This is a genomic window from Clostridium sartagoforme, from assembly GCF_039521405.1.
GTDB classification, from domain to species: domain Bacteria; phylum Bacillota; class Clostridia; order Clostridiales; family Clostridiaceae; genus Clostridium; species Clostridium sartagoforme.
The window spans coordinates 216,895-234,401 of sequence record NZ_BAAACH010000037.1; the positions used below are offsets into that span (position 1 = coordinate 216,895).

Here is a 17,507-nt window from a genome sequence, read left to right on the forward strand (position 1 = left end):
ATTGAACAAATAAGGGAGAAAAACATGGAAAACTTAATTAGATTTGATGTTACTAATGAACGTAATCTTACTATGTTAGTTGATTTTTATGAACTAACAATGGCAAATGGATACTTTAATAAAGAAATTCAAAATAAAATAGCATATTTTGATATGTATTTTAGAAGAGTTCCAGATGGCGGAGGCTATTGTATAATGGCTGGAGTTGATCAACTAATTCAATATTTAAACAATTTGAAATTCACAGAATCTGATATAGATTACTTAAGAAACAAAAATTTATTTTCAGAAGAATTTCTAAATTACTTAGAAAACTTCGAATTTAAATGTGACGTATGGGCTATTCCAGAGGGAAATTTTGTTTTTCCAAATCAACCATTAGTTATGGTTAGAGGGCCAGTTGTTCAAGCTCAATTTATAGAGACAATGATTTTACTTACAATAAATCATCAAACTCTTATTGCAACTAAAGCTAATAGAATTTGTAGAGCCGCAGCTGGTAGAACAGTCATGGAATTTGGCTCTCGTAGAGCTCAAGGGTACGATGGGGCTATTTATGGAGCTAGAGCTTCAATAATCGGTGGATGTGATTCAACAGCTTGTACTATTGCGGACAAATACTTTGATGTTCCAGCTGTTGGTACAATGGCTCATAGTTGGGTTCAATTATTTGATACAGAATATGAAGCCTTTAAAGCTTGGGCAGAGGTTTATCCTGATAATTGTTCACTTCTTGTTGATACATATAATGTTTTAAAATCAGGAATTCCTAATGCTATCAAAGTATTTAATGATGTATTAAAGCCTATGGGTAAGAGACCTAAAGGAATTAGAATTGATTCAGGTGATATAGCATATTTAACTAAAAAATGCAGAAAGCTTTTAGATGCTGCTGGTTATTCTGATTGTAAAATAATTGTGTCTAACTCATTAGATGAGCATATTATTAGAGATGTCTTAAATCAAGGTGCTTGTATAGATTCCTTTGGTGTTGGTGAAAGATTAATAACTGCAAAATCTGAACCAGTTTTTGGAGGAGTTTATAAATTAGTAGCTGTTGAAAATAATGATAAAATAGTTCCTAAGATAAAAATAAGTGAAAATACAGAAAAAATTACTAATCCAGGCTTTAAAAAGATATATAGAATTTATGATAAGGAAACTCACAATGCAATAGCCGATATTATCGCTTTAAATCATGAAATAATTGATGAATCAATGCCTCTTGAGATTTTCCATCCTATAGAAACTTGGAAAAGAAAATTAGTAACTAATTTTTATGTTAAAGATCTGATGGTTAAAATTTTTGATAAAGGTCAGCAAGTTTATGACAGTCCTTCTGTTTTAGAAATAAAAGAATTTTCTAAAAATCAAAGTACTAAAATGTGGCCTGAAATATTGAGATTTGAAAATCCACATACTTATTATGTTGATTTATCTCAAGAATTATGGACATTAAAGCAAGACTTACTGCATAAATGCATAAAATAGGAGTTGTCATAAGACAACTCCTATTAAAATTTAATAATTAATAACTTTTTCATCTGAATAATTTATATACCTATCTTGTGAATAAAATAAGTCTTCATCCACATTATCAACAAATGCTACTTTATTACTTGAAGATAAAAATTCCTTAAACGGACATGTACTATCTTCTGAATGCATAGGACATGCATTATAACAACTTATCTTTTCATTATTAGTTGACCAAAATGGACATTTGCTCATGATTCTCCCCCCAATACCCATATGTGAAAACGAAATCACAATTTTCTTATATTATATTATATATTTTTGTTAAAATAAAGCATTTCATGCCTATTTCTGTAAAATAAATATCGACTTAATTCCCTATATTTTTACTCCATTCAATAGCTTTACAATATGAATTCCATAATGACCCTTTATCAACTTTTAATTTATTACATTTTCTTGTTATATTTTCATTATCAACCATTTCATAAGCTAAAGATAATTCTAATATATTTCTAAAAATATTATCTTCTCCAAGTAGTGCTTTTTTTATTTTCATATTAACAGGTAAATTTTCTACTAAATATTCTACATCTTTTTCTATCATAAGGTGTAAATTAGAAAATAAACCTACCATAAAAGCTGATGATGCATCTTCATTACATATGGATGCTATTTCTTCACAAAATTTAGCTCTTATAATTATGTTTTTAGCATACTCTTCACTTTTACCTGATGATATTTCAACAACAGATAATATTGATAGCCATTTTCTAAGTTCTTCTCGACCTATCAATATAATAGCTTGCTTTATAGATTTTATCTCATATAAAAAATTAAAGTATGCTGAATTTATGAATCTTAAAAATTTATATGTTAATGCAATATCTGTTTTTATTATATATTCTACTTTATCTAAATCATAATCTTCTCTTATAAGCTCAACTAAAAGTGAAAAAATACTACTATTTTTAATAGAGATATCTTTCCCTAAAAATATAGATGGTTTACTATAATAGTAGCCTTGATAATAATCATAACCTAAATCCTGTGCTTCTTTTAAATCTTCTAATGTCTCTATTTTCTCTGCTAACATTTCAATATTAAAGTTTTTGCAAATATTAGCTATTTGTTTCCTTGATTCTTTAGATGAAAGTAAAAAATCAACCTTTACTATATCTATAACATCTTTAAAATTTATAATATGTTCTTCTTCCACTACATCATCTAAAGCTATATTATATCCAACTTCCTTTAGAAACTTTAATCTATCTATTATTTCTTTAGATGGATTTACAGTTTCTAATACCTCAATTACTACCTTATCTTTTGGTAATAATGTTGCAATATTCTTCTTTATTAATTTTTCTGAAAAATTTACAAAAGCTTTTCTATTATCAGTTAAAATATCTAATCCAAAAGATGATATGTTTTCTATAACTTTATATGTGGCTATTTCTTCTTCTATAGAGTCATCAAAAATATTATTTAATGAGTTTCTATATAATAATTCATAAGCTACTACTTTTTCCTCTTTATTATATATTCCTTGTCTAGCTATAAAAATATCCATTTTCTCATCCTCAATACATAATTTATAATCATTATATAATAGTTATATATAATTTAAAAGGAAATCATAAAATTTTAATTTTTATACGTCTTTATACAATAAAAAAAGAAGGAATTACTTTTTAATGCTATAATTAATGAACATTAGAAAGTAATTACCCCTCTTTATAATTTACAATGAGTGTTATTTTTAACTACTGAAATATTTATTATTTCATTTGTGAATGCTTTTAAAAGAGCTTTTTCTAGTACCTTTTCCTGATCAAAGTTTTCTATATCTCTACATTCAGCAAATACCTTATTTATTTCACCATCAACATTTCTATATGTTAAAGTTACATATGGTTTATCATATTCAACTTTAATAATTTTTAAACCCCATGATATTTGTGCGTAATCTCCATCTGTTGTAAGGTATGTTAGTTCTCTTAACTTTTCTTTTTCCTCTGAAGGATCGCTTATTACAATTAATTCATCTCCAACTTTATATTTTGCCATTTTATTTCCTCCTTATAAATATATAATTACATTATTGTAATTATATAGATTATTATTTTTAACTATATATATATTATTACTAATTTTTGTGATATTATTATGCTATGTGTATTAATTTAAATCTTAGAGTTTGTTAATTAATTAACAACCACATTATTATATTAACATATTAAATTTATAATTACAATACTTAAAAGAAAATTTTACTACTAAATGTAAATACTATAAAATAATTAAACAACTAAATACCTTAATAATTAATATTGATTATTCAATAGAATTAATTACTAAAAAACATACATTGACATATAATATAGAGTATTATATAATTATATAAACAATATAAAAGGATGGTGTATTATGGAGAATATAACTTCTATCTTCAGAGAAAAGAAATTAAAACTTACTCCTCAAAGATTAGCAGTTTACAAATATTTAATGAGTACAAATGAACATCCTTCTGCAGAAATTATATATAAAGCACTTCAACCTGAATACCCTACTATGAGTTTAGCTACAGTTTATAAAGCATTAAAGACTTTAGTAGAAGTTGGCTTAGTTCAAGAAATTAATGTTGGAGAAGGTAATTTTAGATATGATGCTAATTCACATGAACATGCTCATATCCAATGTATAAACTGTAGTAAGGTATCTGATTTACAAAATATATCATTTACAACTCTTAATCGTACTGCTGAGGAGTGCTCAGAATATAAGGTTCTATCAAATAGAATATTTTTTTATGGACTATGTAAAGATTGTCAATAAACAAAAAGCTAGGAATTTCATTTAATTTCTAGCTTTTTATTTATGTTGAATTAATCACTAATGAATTTCATATAATAAATTGAGGTGATTATATGTCAAAATTCATTATTATAAAGAAAAACTCTATATTATCTTATATAGTATCATTACTTATACTTTTTGTATTTATTTCATCAATTTACTTTTTCTTTACAAAAGATCAATATATTGAGGCTTTTACTCCTGTAAATTCTAAAAATAATATATCTTTTGATTTTGATGGTGATGGTGAAAAAGACGAGATAGAAGTATCTAAGGAAAATAATAGCTACATAATAAATATAAAAAGTAAGGATGAAACTTATTCATTAACTAGTAAAGATAACTTAGCATTGCTTGGAGATTCAGTTACTAAATGGCCAATAAAAATAGATGTTTTGGATATATCAAGAAATAATATTCCTGAAATTATTGTTAGATTATCTAAAGATAAAACTCCTATAAATTATATATTCTCATGGAATGGTGATAAGTTTATAAATACCTTCACATCTAATGATAATATAGTTGGAATATTAGACTCTAATAATAACAAGACTCCTAAATTATTATCTTTATCTTCTAGTAAAGGTGATGGTTCTACTAAAGGATATATTTTTTTTGAAGATAAGATAAAAGATATAACATTTTCAAAACCAAAAGTTCAAGGTCTTTCTGTTATTCAAAGCTTTATAGATATTATTGAGGCTCCATATGAATTATCAGAAGCTCCAAATATTTTCACTTCAGACATTGATAGTAATGAACTAGCAATTTTATGGGGCCTAGATAAAGATAATACTAGATATTCATTTCAAAATGGATATTTTACAGATTTTGAATGGGATAAAGATGGAAATATTTTAGGAATGAATTGGACTTTATCTTTTGAGAATACCAAAAGTGTACATGATTCTACTCCATCAAAGGAATTATTACTTTATTTAACTGTTAAATATGATGGGTATACTTCTCTCAAAATATCTTCGATAAAGAAAATATAAGTTTAAAATCAAAAGGCCGCTAATAGCGGCCTAAAAGGGGGATGGGGGGGTTTAGCTTAAACGAAGATTTCTCTACGTTTGCTATAGGAGAATACTTCTCCGGTACATTATTATTCTTTGCTTATGGTTCTTCTTTTATACATTAAAAAATATATTTATTAAACTTTACATAAGAGTATTATTTGAAATCACCCTTATTATATGCTTCTATAATTCTTTCTATAAACGCAGCCTTCTTCGGGTCAACTATACTTTTAATAGCGATTAGCATTTGTATGTTTTCGTCATCATATAGTACTTCATTATCTATGCTATCTATATCATCATCAGATATGTTTAAATTATTTTCATTAGTTAAATTTGAATACTGAGGAGAGTTATTGTTAAAGTTAAAGTTCCCTAAACCTAAATTATTCATCATTCCCTGCAAAGCTCCTAAATCAAATATATTTCTATTACCGGGATTTACATTATTTTCTTGATGATTATTATTAAAATTCCCCAAATTAAAATTATTCAAATCTAAACCATCCATCTTCATAGATGAAAGCATACTTCCAATTTGACTCATATCCATATTACCACCTAACATACTCATAAGTTGAGCTGGATTTATACCAAAAGGAGCATTATTTGTTCTATTGTTAGAGTTTTCATTGACTACTCTCTCTCCTTTATGCCTACGCTTTTTCCTTGACATTTAGGTTCCTCCTATTATATTTCCTTTGATTTATTATATGTAAAAAGAGCTAATGTGTTTATAATTTAAGACATTTTTTTGGAGGGCATAGCCCTCCATCCTCTATACTAACAACAGCCTTCTCCACCAAATAGGTTTCCGAAAGAGCCTCCACATAGTAAGAATAATAAAATTATTAGATATGAGCAATTGTTATTTAAAACACCTGAACCACATGCTATTAATAAGAATATTATTGGTGTAATACAACTATTTATTCCATTAAATGCATTTCCAGCTCCACAGCATGGTACTGGTTCACAGCAACAGCAATCATCATAGTAGTCTTTTTTGTGAGAATGTTTCTTTGACATGATTATCTCTCCTTTCTAATTTAAACTAGCAGCATCCGCCAAATAGATTTCCGTTTCCGATATTACCGGAACCAGAGCAGCCATTGCATAGGAATAGAATTACTAATAGGAATAGATAAGATGAACAGTTTCCAGTTCCATATCCGCCATATCCGTAATCGTCGCAGCAGCAATCATGTTTTCTTTCTTTTCTACAGCAACATCTATTATTTCTAGCGCCAAATCCTCCACTATAAAATAGTATTAAAAGAATCCAGATCCAGCTTCCAAATCCACAATTGTTTCCACAGTTATTGTTGAAACCTTGTATGCCTTGTGGTGGACATTGAGGTGCAATTCCATCGTTAGCACCGTATGAATTTAGACCATTTAGAATTTCATTCATTTCCATAACTTACTCCTCCTTGGGATTTTTAGTTTTTTGTTTTTATAGTATATACTATTCTCTCGAATAATAATTGCCACTGTTTTTTATTGTAATATTTTAAATTTTTAACAAATAAAAAAGAACTTAAAGCTTTAATACTTTAAGTTCTTCCTTAATTATTCTTCTTTTTCTTCAATTATAGAGCCAAAAAGATTATCTATTAACTCATCTTTCCCTTTTTTATTCACTGATGAGAAGAAATATAATTTATCTTCATTTGATAAATTCAATGTTTCTCTTATTACTTTTTCACTTTTTCTTAATTCATTATTAGACAGTTTATCACTTTTAGTTGCTATAACTACTTCATCATACCCATAAAATTTAATCCATTCATGCATTTGTATATCATCTGCTGTTGGTTTATGTCTAGAGTCAACTAAAAGTACTACTCTCTTTAACTGTTCTCTATTATTTAAGTAAGTTTCTATAGTATTACCCCAACTTGCTTTTTCAGTCTTTGAGACTTTGGCATATCCATATCCAGGCAAATCAACTAAATAAAATTTATCTCCATTTATGATAAAAAAATTAATTAACCTTGTTTTTCCAGGTGTCTGACTAACTTTAGCAAGTTTTTTTCTATTAGTTATAGCATTAATTATAGAGCTTTTACCAACATTAGAGCGTCCTACAAACGCAACCTCTGGCAATCCAGTTATCGGATATTGTTCTCTTTTAACTGCAGATATAACAAAATCTGAATTTATAATTTTAATCAATATTTTCAACTCCAATTATAGCTTTATTTAATACTTCATTGACATGATTAACTGCAATGATATTAAGCTTACTCTTCACTGTAGATGGAATCTTAATAATATCCTTCTCATTTTCCTTTGGAATTATTATAGTATCAATACCAGCTCTAAATGCTGCTATTGACTTTTCCTTTAATCCACCTATTGCAAGAACTGTACCTGTTAATGTTACCTCTCCAGTCATAGCAACATTACTTCTTACTTTTTTCTTTGTTAATGCTGATATAATAGATGTAATTATAGTTACACCAGCTGAAGGTCCATCTTTCTTTATAGCTCCTTCTGGAAAATGTATATGAATATCTGTATTTTTATAGAATTCTTCTTCAATTCCATATTTACTTGCATTAGCTCTTACAAATCCAAAGGCAATCTTAGCTGATTCTTGCATAACATCTCCTAATTGACCTGTAAGAATTAGCTTTCCAGTTCCCTTCATAATTACGGATTCAACCGGCAGTGTATCTCCGCCAGCAGCTGTCCATGCCATTCCTTTTACTACACCTATTCTATCTTCTTTTTCTTTTACATCAAAAGTATAAATTTTATTTCCTAAATACTTTTCTATTCTATTAGCAGATATTGATATAGATTTTTTATTATCTCTCATCATTTCTGTAAGTACTTTTCTTATTAACTTTCCTAAGACTCTCTCTAAGCTTCTTACTCCAGCTTCTCTAGTATAAGAGTTAATAATTTCTTTTATAGCACTTTCTGATATTTTGAATTGTTCATTGGTTAACTTATGTTCCTTTAATAATTTAGGTATAAGATGATCTTTTGCTATATTATATTTTTCTTCATAAGTATATCCAGATACTTCTATGATTTCCATCCTATCTAAAAGTGGTGTTGGTATTGTATCTAGTGAATTAGCAGTTGTTATAAATAATATTTTAGATAAATCCATATCTAATTCTAAATAATGATCTCTAAATGTATTGTTTTGTTCACTATCTAAAACTTCTAGAAGTGCATCAGAAACATTACCTCTATGATCTGATCCTAATTTATCTATTTCATCTAATAAAACAAGAGGATTGTTTACTTTAGCTTCCTTTAAAACATATGCTAATCTTCCAGGTATAGCTCCAACATAGGTTTTCCTATGACCTCTTATTTCTGCCTCATCTCTTACTCCACCTAAGGACATTCTTGCATATTTTCTATTTGTTGCATTAGCTATTGATTTAGCTATTGAAGTTTTACCAACCCCTGGTGGACCAACTAAACATAATATAGGTCCCTTTAAAGTATTAGTATATTGTTTAACAGCTAAATATTCTATTATTCTTTCCTTTACTTCTTCTAAGCCATAATGCTCATCATTAAGTATTTTCTCTGCATTTTTGATATCAAAATTATCCTTTGTTGATTTACTCCAAGGTATATCAAGTATCCAGTCTAAATAATTTCTTATCACATTACTTTCAGAACCTTGCCCTGATACAGATTTTAATCTAGATAATTCACTTTCTGCTTTTTCCTTAACATGCTTTGGTAATTTAGATTTTTTTATTCTTTCTTCATACTTAGAAATTTCTTTTTTATCTTCATCATATTCTCCAATTTCCTCTTGAAGAACCTTTATTTGTTCTCTTATATAGTATTCTCTTTGAGATTTATCAACACTTTCTCTAAGCTTTTTGCCTATTTTCTTTTCTACATTTATTATATCTATTTCATTTTCTATTATAATAAGTAGTTTTTCTATTCTTTTTATACAGTCTACTTCTTGTAATATTTCTTGTTTCTTATCCTCATCTACAATTACATAAGATGCAACTACATCTATTAATTCACTGTAGTTTACTATAGTATCGAATATAGACATGATGTTGCTTTTCATATTTCCTGAAGCCTTAATATATCTACTAAAACTTTTTCTTAATGAATTAATATAAGCTTCAATATCTTCATATTCTTCATTTGAAGGTTCTTCTATTTTTTCTACAGAAACTTTGAAATAATCTTCACTATTATCTAAGCTAGTTATTCTTCCTCTGTCTAATCCTTCGACTAATACTCTAATTATATTATTTGGTAATTTTATTATTTGTTTAACTTTACATATAGTTCCTATATCGTAAATATCATTAATTTCTGGTTCCTCTATTTCATAATCCTTTTGAGTTGCTAGGAATATATTTGTTTGATTTTCCATTGCCGCTTCAATAGCTGCTTTAGACTTTTCTCTTCCTACATCAAAATGTATTATCATATTAGGGAAAATGCTAATTCCCCTTAGAGGAATCAAAGGTAGAGTCATTAATATATCACTCATTATTCCCATCCTCCTTATATCATTATGTAACTTTTATAGTATACACATAAAATTATAATTTTTCAATCTATTTTAATTTATCAATCATTATATCATAACTTTATAACAAATAGCTAATATTTATTATCATATGCTCATTATTATCATGTATATATTATTATAATACATAATTTAAATTTATCAATGGACAATACTGTTAATAGATTTTTAACAATAAGCTTACCTAAAAAACATAATAAGTTATATAAAAAATTACATTTTATTGCTACTTCAAATAGTAAGTGAAAAAGAATCTGCCTTTTATAGCAGATTCCTTTTTATTCTTCTCCTTTTGCTGATAATACATCCATATTATTACTAACTACTATATCATCTACAACTACATCTTCTAATATAGCATTTTCTATTACTTCATTTAAAGTTTTAACAGGAATAACTTTTATTCCTTCTATATTTTTAAAGCTCTCTTTCCAGTTATCTGTAGGTATAATAACCTTTGTCGCTCCTGCTTTTTGAGCTGCATTTATTTTGGCACTAACTCCTCCAATCGGATTTACTTCCCCTAACAGACTTATTTCTCCTGTCATCGCAACTTTACTATTTACCTTAACTTTATTTATAGCGCTATATATAGCTGTCGCTATTGTTACTCCTGCTGATGGGCCATCAACCGGCATTCCTCCTGGAATATTTATATGTATATCATAATTTTCACATTCTAAGTTAAAAATATTATTTAACACTGTAAATACATTTTGTATTGATGAGTATGCAGTACTTTTCCTTTTTACTTTCCTATTATTACTACTTATTTCTTCTTCCTCAACTATCCCTGTAACTTTTAAATTGCCTATTCTATGGGTTACTTTTTTTGCAGTTACCTCTATTTCCATTAATATACCTATATTGGCTCCATGTACTGCCAATCCATTAACTACTCCAACTTGAGATTTATTTCTAATTTTTTTATCTGGAATTTGTGTATAGTTACCATTTTCTATAACCCATTGTATATCGTCTATATTTATATCATTTCTATCTTCATTTATTGCTACTCCTGATGAAAGTTGTATTAAATTTACAACATCTCTACCATTTGTACAATATTTAGAAATCAAATTTAAGCATTCTTCATCAATTTCCAATCCTATTTTATTTGCTGCATTTTTTGCTATAACTCTTATTTCTTCCTGTTCAAGAGATCTAAAGAAAATTTCTACACATCTTGATCGTATAGCTGGAACTATCTCTTCTGGACTTCTTGTTGTTGCTCCTATTAGTCTAAAATCTGCTGGAAGGCCATTATCAAATATTTCTTTAATATAATCTGGCATATTTGGATTCTCACTGCTGTAATAAGAACTGTCTAAAAATACTTTTCTATCTTCTAATACCTTAAGAAGTTTATTTAATTCTATTGGATGAAGTTCTCCTATTTCATCCATAAATAAAATTCCTCCATGGGCTTTTGTTACAGCTCCTGGTTTCGGTTGTGGTATTCCTGCTACTCCTAGAGATCCTGCTCCTTGATAAATAGGGTCATGTACTGATCCTATTAATGGATCAGCTATACCTCTTTCATCAAATCTTATTGTTGTTGCATCTATTTCTATAAACTTTGCATCCTTTTTAAATGGAGACTTTTCCATTTTTTTAGCTTCTTCCAAAACTAATCTAGCCGCTGCTGTTTTTCCAATACCTGGTGGACCATATATTATAACATGTTGAGGATTTGGGCCGCACAGTGCTGCTTTTAATGCCTTTATCCCATCTTCTTGACCAATTATTTCTTGAAATTTAGTAGGTCTACTCTTTTCTGTTAATGGTTGTGTTAATTGAATGCTTCGCATCCTATTTAATTTATCCATTTCTTTTATATTTTCTTTTTCTATAACAACCTTATTGCTACTATGACCTTTATTATTATTGACCATATAATATATAAACAGTAACATAGTTGTTATTTGCAATATTACTAAGATTTCAGTCATAAAATTTGCATTAACTTTTTAAAAGTAATGCACCCTCCCTTCTTTTAGTTATATACATATTATTAACTTAATCATAAGTTAATATTCTATAAAAAAAGGGATAATTACCATGATTTTTCTTATACATATTGTTTTTCCAATTTAATATAAAAAAGGTCATATGTAAATTTTCTTATTCCGTCGGTTCACTCCAAGTCAACGTAAACTTATATATGACCTTTTGCCAGCTGAAGGAAGAAATCATAAATAGTTATACACATCATAAACTTTTTATAATTTCCTAAAGAATAAAAAGAACATCTCACTGTTAAATATAACAATAAGATGTTCTTATATTAAGCTGTTTCTATACCTTTTCTTTTTTTGGTTTTCTTAGCCTTTAATTGAGGTCTTACCTCACCTTCAGATAACCTTATAATTTCTGGGCTTTTTTTAGATTTTATGCAGTCTTCATTTATAACAATTTTTGAAATTGTTTCATCAGAAGGAATTTCAAACATAACATCAGTCATCATTTCTTCTACTATAGACCTTAATCCTCTAGCTCCAGTTTTTCTTTCTATAGCTTCATCAGCAATTGCTTTTAATGCTTCACCAGTAAATTCTAGCTCTACATTATCTATTTCAAAAAGCTTTCTATATTGTTTAACTAAAGCATTCTTTGGCTCAGTTAATATATTAACTAAAGCATCATTATCTAATGATTCTAAAGTTACTACAACTGGCAATCTACCAACAAACTCTGGTATAAGTCCAAATTTTAATAAATCCCCTGGCATTATATCCTTAAGTAATTTACCAATATCTTTAGTATGCTTAGATGTTATATTTGCTCCAAATCCTATAGAACTTTTTTCTGTTCTCTTTTCTATTATTTTATCTACTCCATCAAATGCTCCACCACAAATAAATAAGATATTAGATGTATCTATTTGTAAGAATTCTTGATGAGGATGTTTTCTACCTCCTTGTGGCGGTACTGAGGCAGTAGTTCCTTCAAGTATCTTTAATAATGCTTGTTGAACTCCTTCTCCAGAAACATCCCTAGTAATAGATGGATTTTCAGATTTTCTAGCAATTTTATCTATTTCATCTATATATATTATTCCTTTTTCTGCTCTTTCTATGTCATAGTCAGCGTTTTGGATTAATTTTAATAGGATATTTTCTACGTCTTCCCCTACATATCCAGCTTCCGTTAGTGTAGTTGCATCTGCAATAGCAAATGGAACATTTAAAAACTTAGCTAATGTTTGTGCTAAAAGTGTTTTACCAGAACCTGTAGGACCTAATAAAAGAATATTACTCTTTTGTAGTTCTATATCATCATCCATTAAATTAGAGTTTATTCTCTTATAATGATTATAAACCGCAACAGATAATGATTTTTTAGCTTTCTCCTGACCAATTACGTATTGATCTAAATAATTTTTAATTTCATTTGGTTTAGGTACACTTGTTGTATCTAATTCTATGCCTTCTTCAAACTCATCTGCTATTATTTCAGAACATAAGTCTATACACTCATCACATATATATACGCCTGGTCCAGCTATTAATCTTTTTACTTGTTCTTGATTCTTTCCACAGAAAGAACATTTCAATTGTTTCTTATCATCGTATTTAGCCATAAATTCACCTCGCTTAGGTTAAGATAGAACTATATTTCGTTGCTACCTTTATCATTTTTAGTAATCACCTTATCCACTAACCCATAATTCATAGCTTCTTCTGCTGACATAAAATAATCTCTTTCAACATCTGCTTTGATTTTATCAAGAGGCTGATTAGTATTTTCACTTAATATTTTATTTAAAGATTCTTTTATTTTTAATATTCTCTTTGCGTGTATATCAAAGTCTGTTGCTTGACCTTTGAAACCACCTAGAGGTTGATGAATCATAATTTCACTATTTGGTAACGCAAATCTTTTTCCTTTTGCTCCAGATGAAAGTAAAAATGATCCCATTGATGCTGCCATGCCTATGCATATAGTAGATACATCTGGTTTAATATATTGCATTGTATCATAAATAGCCATTCCTGCTGTTATTGACCCTCCTGGACTATTTATGTAAATATAAATATCCTTATCAGGATCTTCACTTTCTAAAAATAGTAGTTGAGATACTACTAAATTTGAAGTATTATCATCAATTTCTCCACTTAACATAATTATTCTATCTTTTAATAATCTTGAAAAAATATCGTAAGATCTTTCTCCTCTGCTAGTTTGCTCTACAACCATAGGAACTAAACTCATTTCTTATTCCCTCCTTCTCTATTTTCTACCTTCTTTTATAATATATCCATATTAGTAAAAACTAATTATATAAAAAATTAAAAATATATGCTTTCAATTTTACTATTTCATTCAATAGGTTTATTAATTTTATAAAACTGTAATGATTTATATTATTAATTGAAATATATATATATTAAATTATATAAGATTTTATTTATTTTGTTAATGAATATTTGAAATAATTGCCAGAATTTTATTCTGGCAATTATTTTTTATATATTATTTATTATTTTCAACTAAGAATGTTATAGTTTTTGCTACTTTAACATCAGATACAAGCGCTGCTCTTTGACCATTTAATAATAAATCAACTAGCTTTTCATCTTCTTCTGCTGAATACATTTTTGCAACTTCTTTAGCTTTTTCCTTTAATTCTTCTTCTGTTACATCTATATTTTCAGCTTTTTCTATAGCTTCTAAAACTAAATCTGTCTTTACCTTAACTTCAGCATTCTCTTTCATATATTCTCTCATTTTCGCTTCATCAGTTCCAGTAAATTGGAAATATTGTTCTAGGTTTAATCCTTGATATTGAAGTCTTTGTTCTAAATTCTTTACCATTGTATCTATTTCTTTTTCTACCATAACAGCAGGAATTTCAACTTTTGCATTTTCAACAACAGCTTTTATTATTGCATCTTCATGTTCTCTTTCTTCTCTGTTCTTGTTAGTTTCTTCTAATTTCTTTGTTATGTCTTCTTTTAATTCTGCTAATGTATCAAATTCTGATACTTCATTTGCAAATTCATCATCTATTTCTGGTAATTCTTTTATTTTTATTTCTTTTACTAAAACTTCAAATCTTGCTTTTTTATTATTTAATTCTTCTCTACCATAGTTTTCAGGGAAAGTAACATTAACTTCTACTTCGTCTCCAACCTTAGATCCAACTAATTGGTCTTCAAAAGTATCTATAAATGAACCTGATCCTATTTCAAGTGAATAATCTTTTCCTTCTCCACCTTCAAATGCTACATCGTCAATAAATCCTTTAAAATCTATAACTACTGTATCTCCTGTAGCTACTTCTCCAGCTTCTTTAGTTTCAATTCTAGCATTTTTTTGTTGCATTTCTTTTAATTTTTCATTTATTGCATCTTCTGTAACTTCATAAGATGGCTTCTCTACTTTTAAACCTTTATATTCTCCTAATTCTACCTCTGGATAAACTGTAACTTCTGCAGTATATATAAAATCTTTTCCTTCTTCTGCTGTTATTACATCTACCTTTGGATAATCAACAGGAACTATATTATTTTCTTCTAATGCCTTTGAATATGATGAGTCTATTGCAAAATTAACTGCATCCTCAATTAGAACTCCTATTCCATAATATTTTTTTACTATAGCCATAGGAACTTTTCCTTTTCTGAATCCTGGCACATTGAAATTCTTAACATTTTTATTGTAAGCTCTCTTTATAGCCTCTTGAAATTCTCCAGCTTCAACCTTTACTTCAAACTTAATAACGTTTTTCTCTATTTTTTCCATTTTAGCTTCCATTGTATACTCTTCCTCCTAAAATAGTACGATTCTATCATAATTGATATAACTAGGTTATTATACCATATAATATCAAATACTTTCAAACATTTGTTTATATAAGTTGTAATAAATATTCAACTCTTAACTGAATTATTCTTGTATTGATAACATTTAAACTTTTAGCTAATTTGTTAATTCGCCATTAACATTTACATATTTAACATTGCCATCAATTACAACTTCTAATCCTTTTTCTTTTAATTCTCCAAATTTTATTTCTTTTCCTTTGGAGTTCCATAATGTCTTATGATTATTATTACTTAAATCTACAACCCATACATATTTATTTAAATCATATCCAAAGTAAGGCACATTGCTTATATATGCAACACTTGTATCACTTATAAACTTTGCCTCTACATTCCATAAGTATCCATTATATGTTTGTATAACTGAATCTTTATTAAATACTTCACCATTTGGTGCTGTATATTTATCCTTTGTTATATTAACTTCTTTTTTATCCATATTAAAAAATTTCATATTTTGCTTTTCATCTATGGTCAAAATTAAATTTTTCCCTGCATTTATAGAATAATAAATATTACTTGGTGCTTCCTTTACTCCTTTAAGCTTAATTGCTCCATTTATATCTTCATATTCTGCTTTTACTATAATATTATCATTAACTTTAAATTCTATAAGCTTTATCTCAGGTTCTTTAGGTGCTTCTTCAACCACTTGATTATCTTCATTATGTTCTAAATCGCTAATATTTTTATCTTCTTCTTTAGTAGCATCATCTTCATCAATCCACATCTGAACTTTATTTCTTAAGGTATCCATATTTATGCTACTCATAGCAATTTTCATAAATACAATTCCAATAATAATAAGTCCTAATATTGAGATAAGAGCTATTCTTCTTCTTCGTTTTCTCATTCTTCTCTCATAATCTCTGCTGAATATGCTAGGTTTTCTCACACCTAATACCTCCCCTTAATTTATAATTTATATTAAAAGCATTTACATTTATTTATAATAAAATACATTTATATGTTATTTTCTTTTACTTTTACAACCACAGGATGATTTACCATTCTTACTACTACAACAGCCACCACATTTTAAAAGTCCAAGTTCTCGCATTTCTTCTACTGATAATTTTGCTTCATTTTCAGTATAGTCTTCATAATCTGGCGTAGATTTTAGTATTTCTTCCTTTTTTAAATCTATCAATATATATCACCTCAACTTCTATTATATATATGTTTTTATTAATTATCTACCCAATTAAAATAATACAATGTTAAATAACTATAAATTTCTGAACAATTTATTAGTTCACAGTTCACAAGGCACAGTTCACAGTTGTTTTTATATTTGATGTAACATTGAACAGGTATACGATTAGGTACCAAGTATAAAATATATGATTATATCTACTTCAGATGAGCTTCCATAGATAGGATTTCATACTAGTTGAATTGTAAATGTGTTTAATCCCCAAAGTATTCAGTACTTACTATTTGAAACTTAGACTTTAATTGATATAAGGTAGATTTTATTTATTTTTCTATGTTTTTATTTTATAAAATTCTAATATATTCCGAAAATATCTTATTTTCGATATTTTTTTTTAAAACTATTGGATTTTTTGACAAAATATAATATAATAAATATATAAATTTTACAATTATTTTATTTATTACATATATTTTCATTATAAAAATGCCCATACTACTGTTAATAATTTATTATTAACAGTTTTAATAAAACCCCACATATGTTCATTTATTCCCTTTCTTAAATGAACATAAAACCCTTTAACCTGTGCAATTTTCTTGTACAGGTTTTTTTATAAT

17 protein-coding genes are annotated in these 17,507 nt (G+C 27.5%); 3 read left to right on the forward strand and 14 right to left on the reverse strand.

From position 1 onward, the window contains the following. Positions 1–24: 24 nt before the first annotated feature. Positions 25–1,491 (forward strand): nicotinate phosphoribosyltransferase, encoded by a 1,467-nt coding sequence (locus ABDZ60_RS14965; RefSeq protein WP_047000954.1) that lies wholly within the window; start codon positions 25–27, stop codon positions 1,489–1,491. Between the two features lie 30 nt (positions 1,492–1,521). Here the strand turns inward: ABDZ60_RS14965 and ABDZ60_RS14970 are convergent, their stop codons facing one another. The 3 genes from ABDZ60_RS14970 to ABDZ60_RS14980 all read right to left on the reverse strand — a co-directional run bounded on the left by ABDZ60_RS14970 (position 1,522) and on the right by ABDZ60_RS14980 (position 3,546). Next, positions 1,522–1,731 (reverse strand): hypothetical protein, encoded by a 210-nt coding sequence (locus ABDZ60_RS14970; protein WP_016206207.1) that lies wholly within the window; start codon positions 1,729–1,731, stop codon positions 1,522–1,524. Positions 1,732–1,846: 115 nt separating this feature from the next. Continuing rightward, positions 1,847–3,049 (reverse strand): EAL and HDOD domain-containing protein, encoded by a 1,203-nt coding sequence (locus tag ABDZ60_RS14975; protein ID WP_343779132.1) that lies wholly within the window; start codon positions 3,047–3,049, stop codon positions 1,847–1,849. Positions 3,050–3,213: 164 nt separating this feature from the next. Further along, positions 3,214–3,546, reverse strand: a complete 333-nt coding sequence (locus tag ABDZ60_RS14980) for a hypothetical protein (RefSeq protein ID WP_016206209.1) — start codon at positions 3,544–3,546, stop codon at positions 3,214–3,216. A 360-nt stretch (positions 3,547–3,906) separates the two neighbouring features. Between ABDZ60_RS14980 and perR the strand changes: the two genes are divergently transcribed. After that, positions 3,907–4,314, forward strand: a complete 408-nt coding sequence (perR, locus tag ABDZ60_RS14985; RefSeq protein WP_016206210.1) for a transcriptional regulator PerR — start codon at positions 3,907–3,909, stop codon at positions 4,312–4,314. Positions 4,315–4,406: 92 nt separating this feature from the next. Further along, positions 4,407–5,336, forward strand: a complete 930-nt coding sequence (locus tag ABDZ60_RS14990; protein WP_016206211.1) for a hypothetical protein — start codon at positions 4,407–4,409, stop codon at positions 5,334–5,336. Positions 5,337–5,514: 178 nt separating this feature from the next. Here the strand turns inward: ABDZ60_RS14990 and ABDZ60_RS14995 are convergent, their stop codons facing one another. From ABDZ60_RS14995 to ABDZ60_RS15045, 11 genes are all read right to left on the reverse strand, one after another. Continuing rightward, complete coding sequence (locus tag ABDZ60_RS14995) at positions 5,515–6,036, reverse strand: hypothetical protein (protein ID WP_047000951.1); 522 nt, start codon at positions 6,034–6,036, stop codon at positions 5,515–5,517. A 107-nt stretch (positions 6,037–6,143) separates the two neighbouring features. Continuing rightward, complete coding sequence (locus ABDZ60_RS15000) at positions 6,144–6,389, reverse strand: hypothetical protein (RefSeq protein ID WP_016206213.1); 246 nt, start codon at positions 6,387–6,389, stop codon at positions 6,144–6,146. 25 nt (positions 6,390–6,414) lie between these two features. Next, a complete protein-coding gene (locus ABDZ60_RS15005) occupies positions 6,415–6,780 on the reverse strand; it encodes a hypothetical protein (RefSeq protein ID WP_016206214.1) in 366 nt (121 codons plus the stop codon). A gap of 152 nt (positions 6,781–6,932) precedes the next feature. Next, the gene (yihA, locus tag ABDZ60_RS15010) at positions 6,933–7,535 is read right to left on the reverse strand and encodes a ribosome biogenesis GTP-binding protein YihA/YsxC (protein WP_040436484.1); all 603 of its coding nucleotides are present in this window, start codon (positions 7,533–7,535) and stop codon (positions 6,933–6,935) included. Then, on the reverse strand, positions 7,531–9,861 hold the full coding sequence (gene lon / locus ABDZ60_RS15015) for an endopeptidase La (protein ID WP_047000950.1): 2,331 nt from the start codon (positions 9,859–9,861) through the stop codon (positions 7,531–7,533). The genes yihA and lon overlap by 5 nt, the downstream gene beginning before the upstream one ends. Positions 9,862–10,178: 317 nt before the next feature. Beyond that, the gene (gene lonB, locus ABDZ60_RS15020) at positions 10,179–11,852 is read right to left on the reverse strand and encodes an ATP-dependent protease LonB (RefSeq protein ID WP_016206217.1); all 1,674 of its coding nucleotides are present in this window, start codon (positions 11,850–11,852) and stop codon (positions 10,179–10,181) included. A 335-nt stretch (positions 11,853–12,187) separates the two neighbouring features. Continuing rightward, positions 12,188–13,483: an ATP-dependent Clp protease ATP-binding subunit ClpX gene (gene clpX, locus ABDZ60_RS15025; protein WP_343779137.1), complete on the reverse strand. Its 1,296-nt coding sequence runs from the start codon at positions 13,481–13,483 to the stop codon at positions 12,188–12,190. 29 nt (positions 13,484–13,512) lie between these two features. Beyond that, a complete protein-coding gene (clpP, locus tag ABDZ60_RS15030; RefSeq protein WP_016206219.1) occupies positions 13,513–14,115 on the reverse strand; it encodes an ATP-dependent Clp endopeptidase proteolytic subunit ClpP in 603 nt (200 codons plus the stop codon). 261 nt (positions 14,116–14,376) lie between these two features. After that, complete coding sequence (tig, locus tag ABDZ60_RS15035) at positions 14,377–15,660, reverse strand: trigger factor (RefSeq protein ID WP_343779139.1); 1,284 nt, start codon at positions 15,658–15,660, stop codon at positions 14,377–14,379. Positions 15,661–15,825: 165 nt separating this feature from the next. Further along, the gene (locus ABDZ60_RS15040; RefSeq protein ID WP_343779141.1) at positions 15,826–16,626 is read right to left on the reverse strand and encodes a hypothetical protein; all 801 of its coding nucleotides are present in this window, start codon (positions 16,624–16,626) and stop codon (positions 15,826–15,828) included. A gap of 75 nt (positions 16,627–16,701) precedes the next feature. Beyond that, positions 16,702–16,881 carry a hypothetical protein gene (locus ABDZ60_RS15045; protein WP_016206222.1) on the reverse strand — a complete coding sequence of 60 codons (180 nt, stop codon included), beginning with the start codon at positions 16,879–16,881 and terminating at the stop codon, positions 16,702–16,704. Positions 16,882–17,507: the final 626 nt, after the last annotated feature.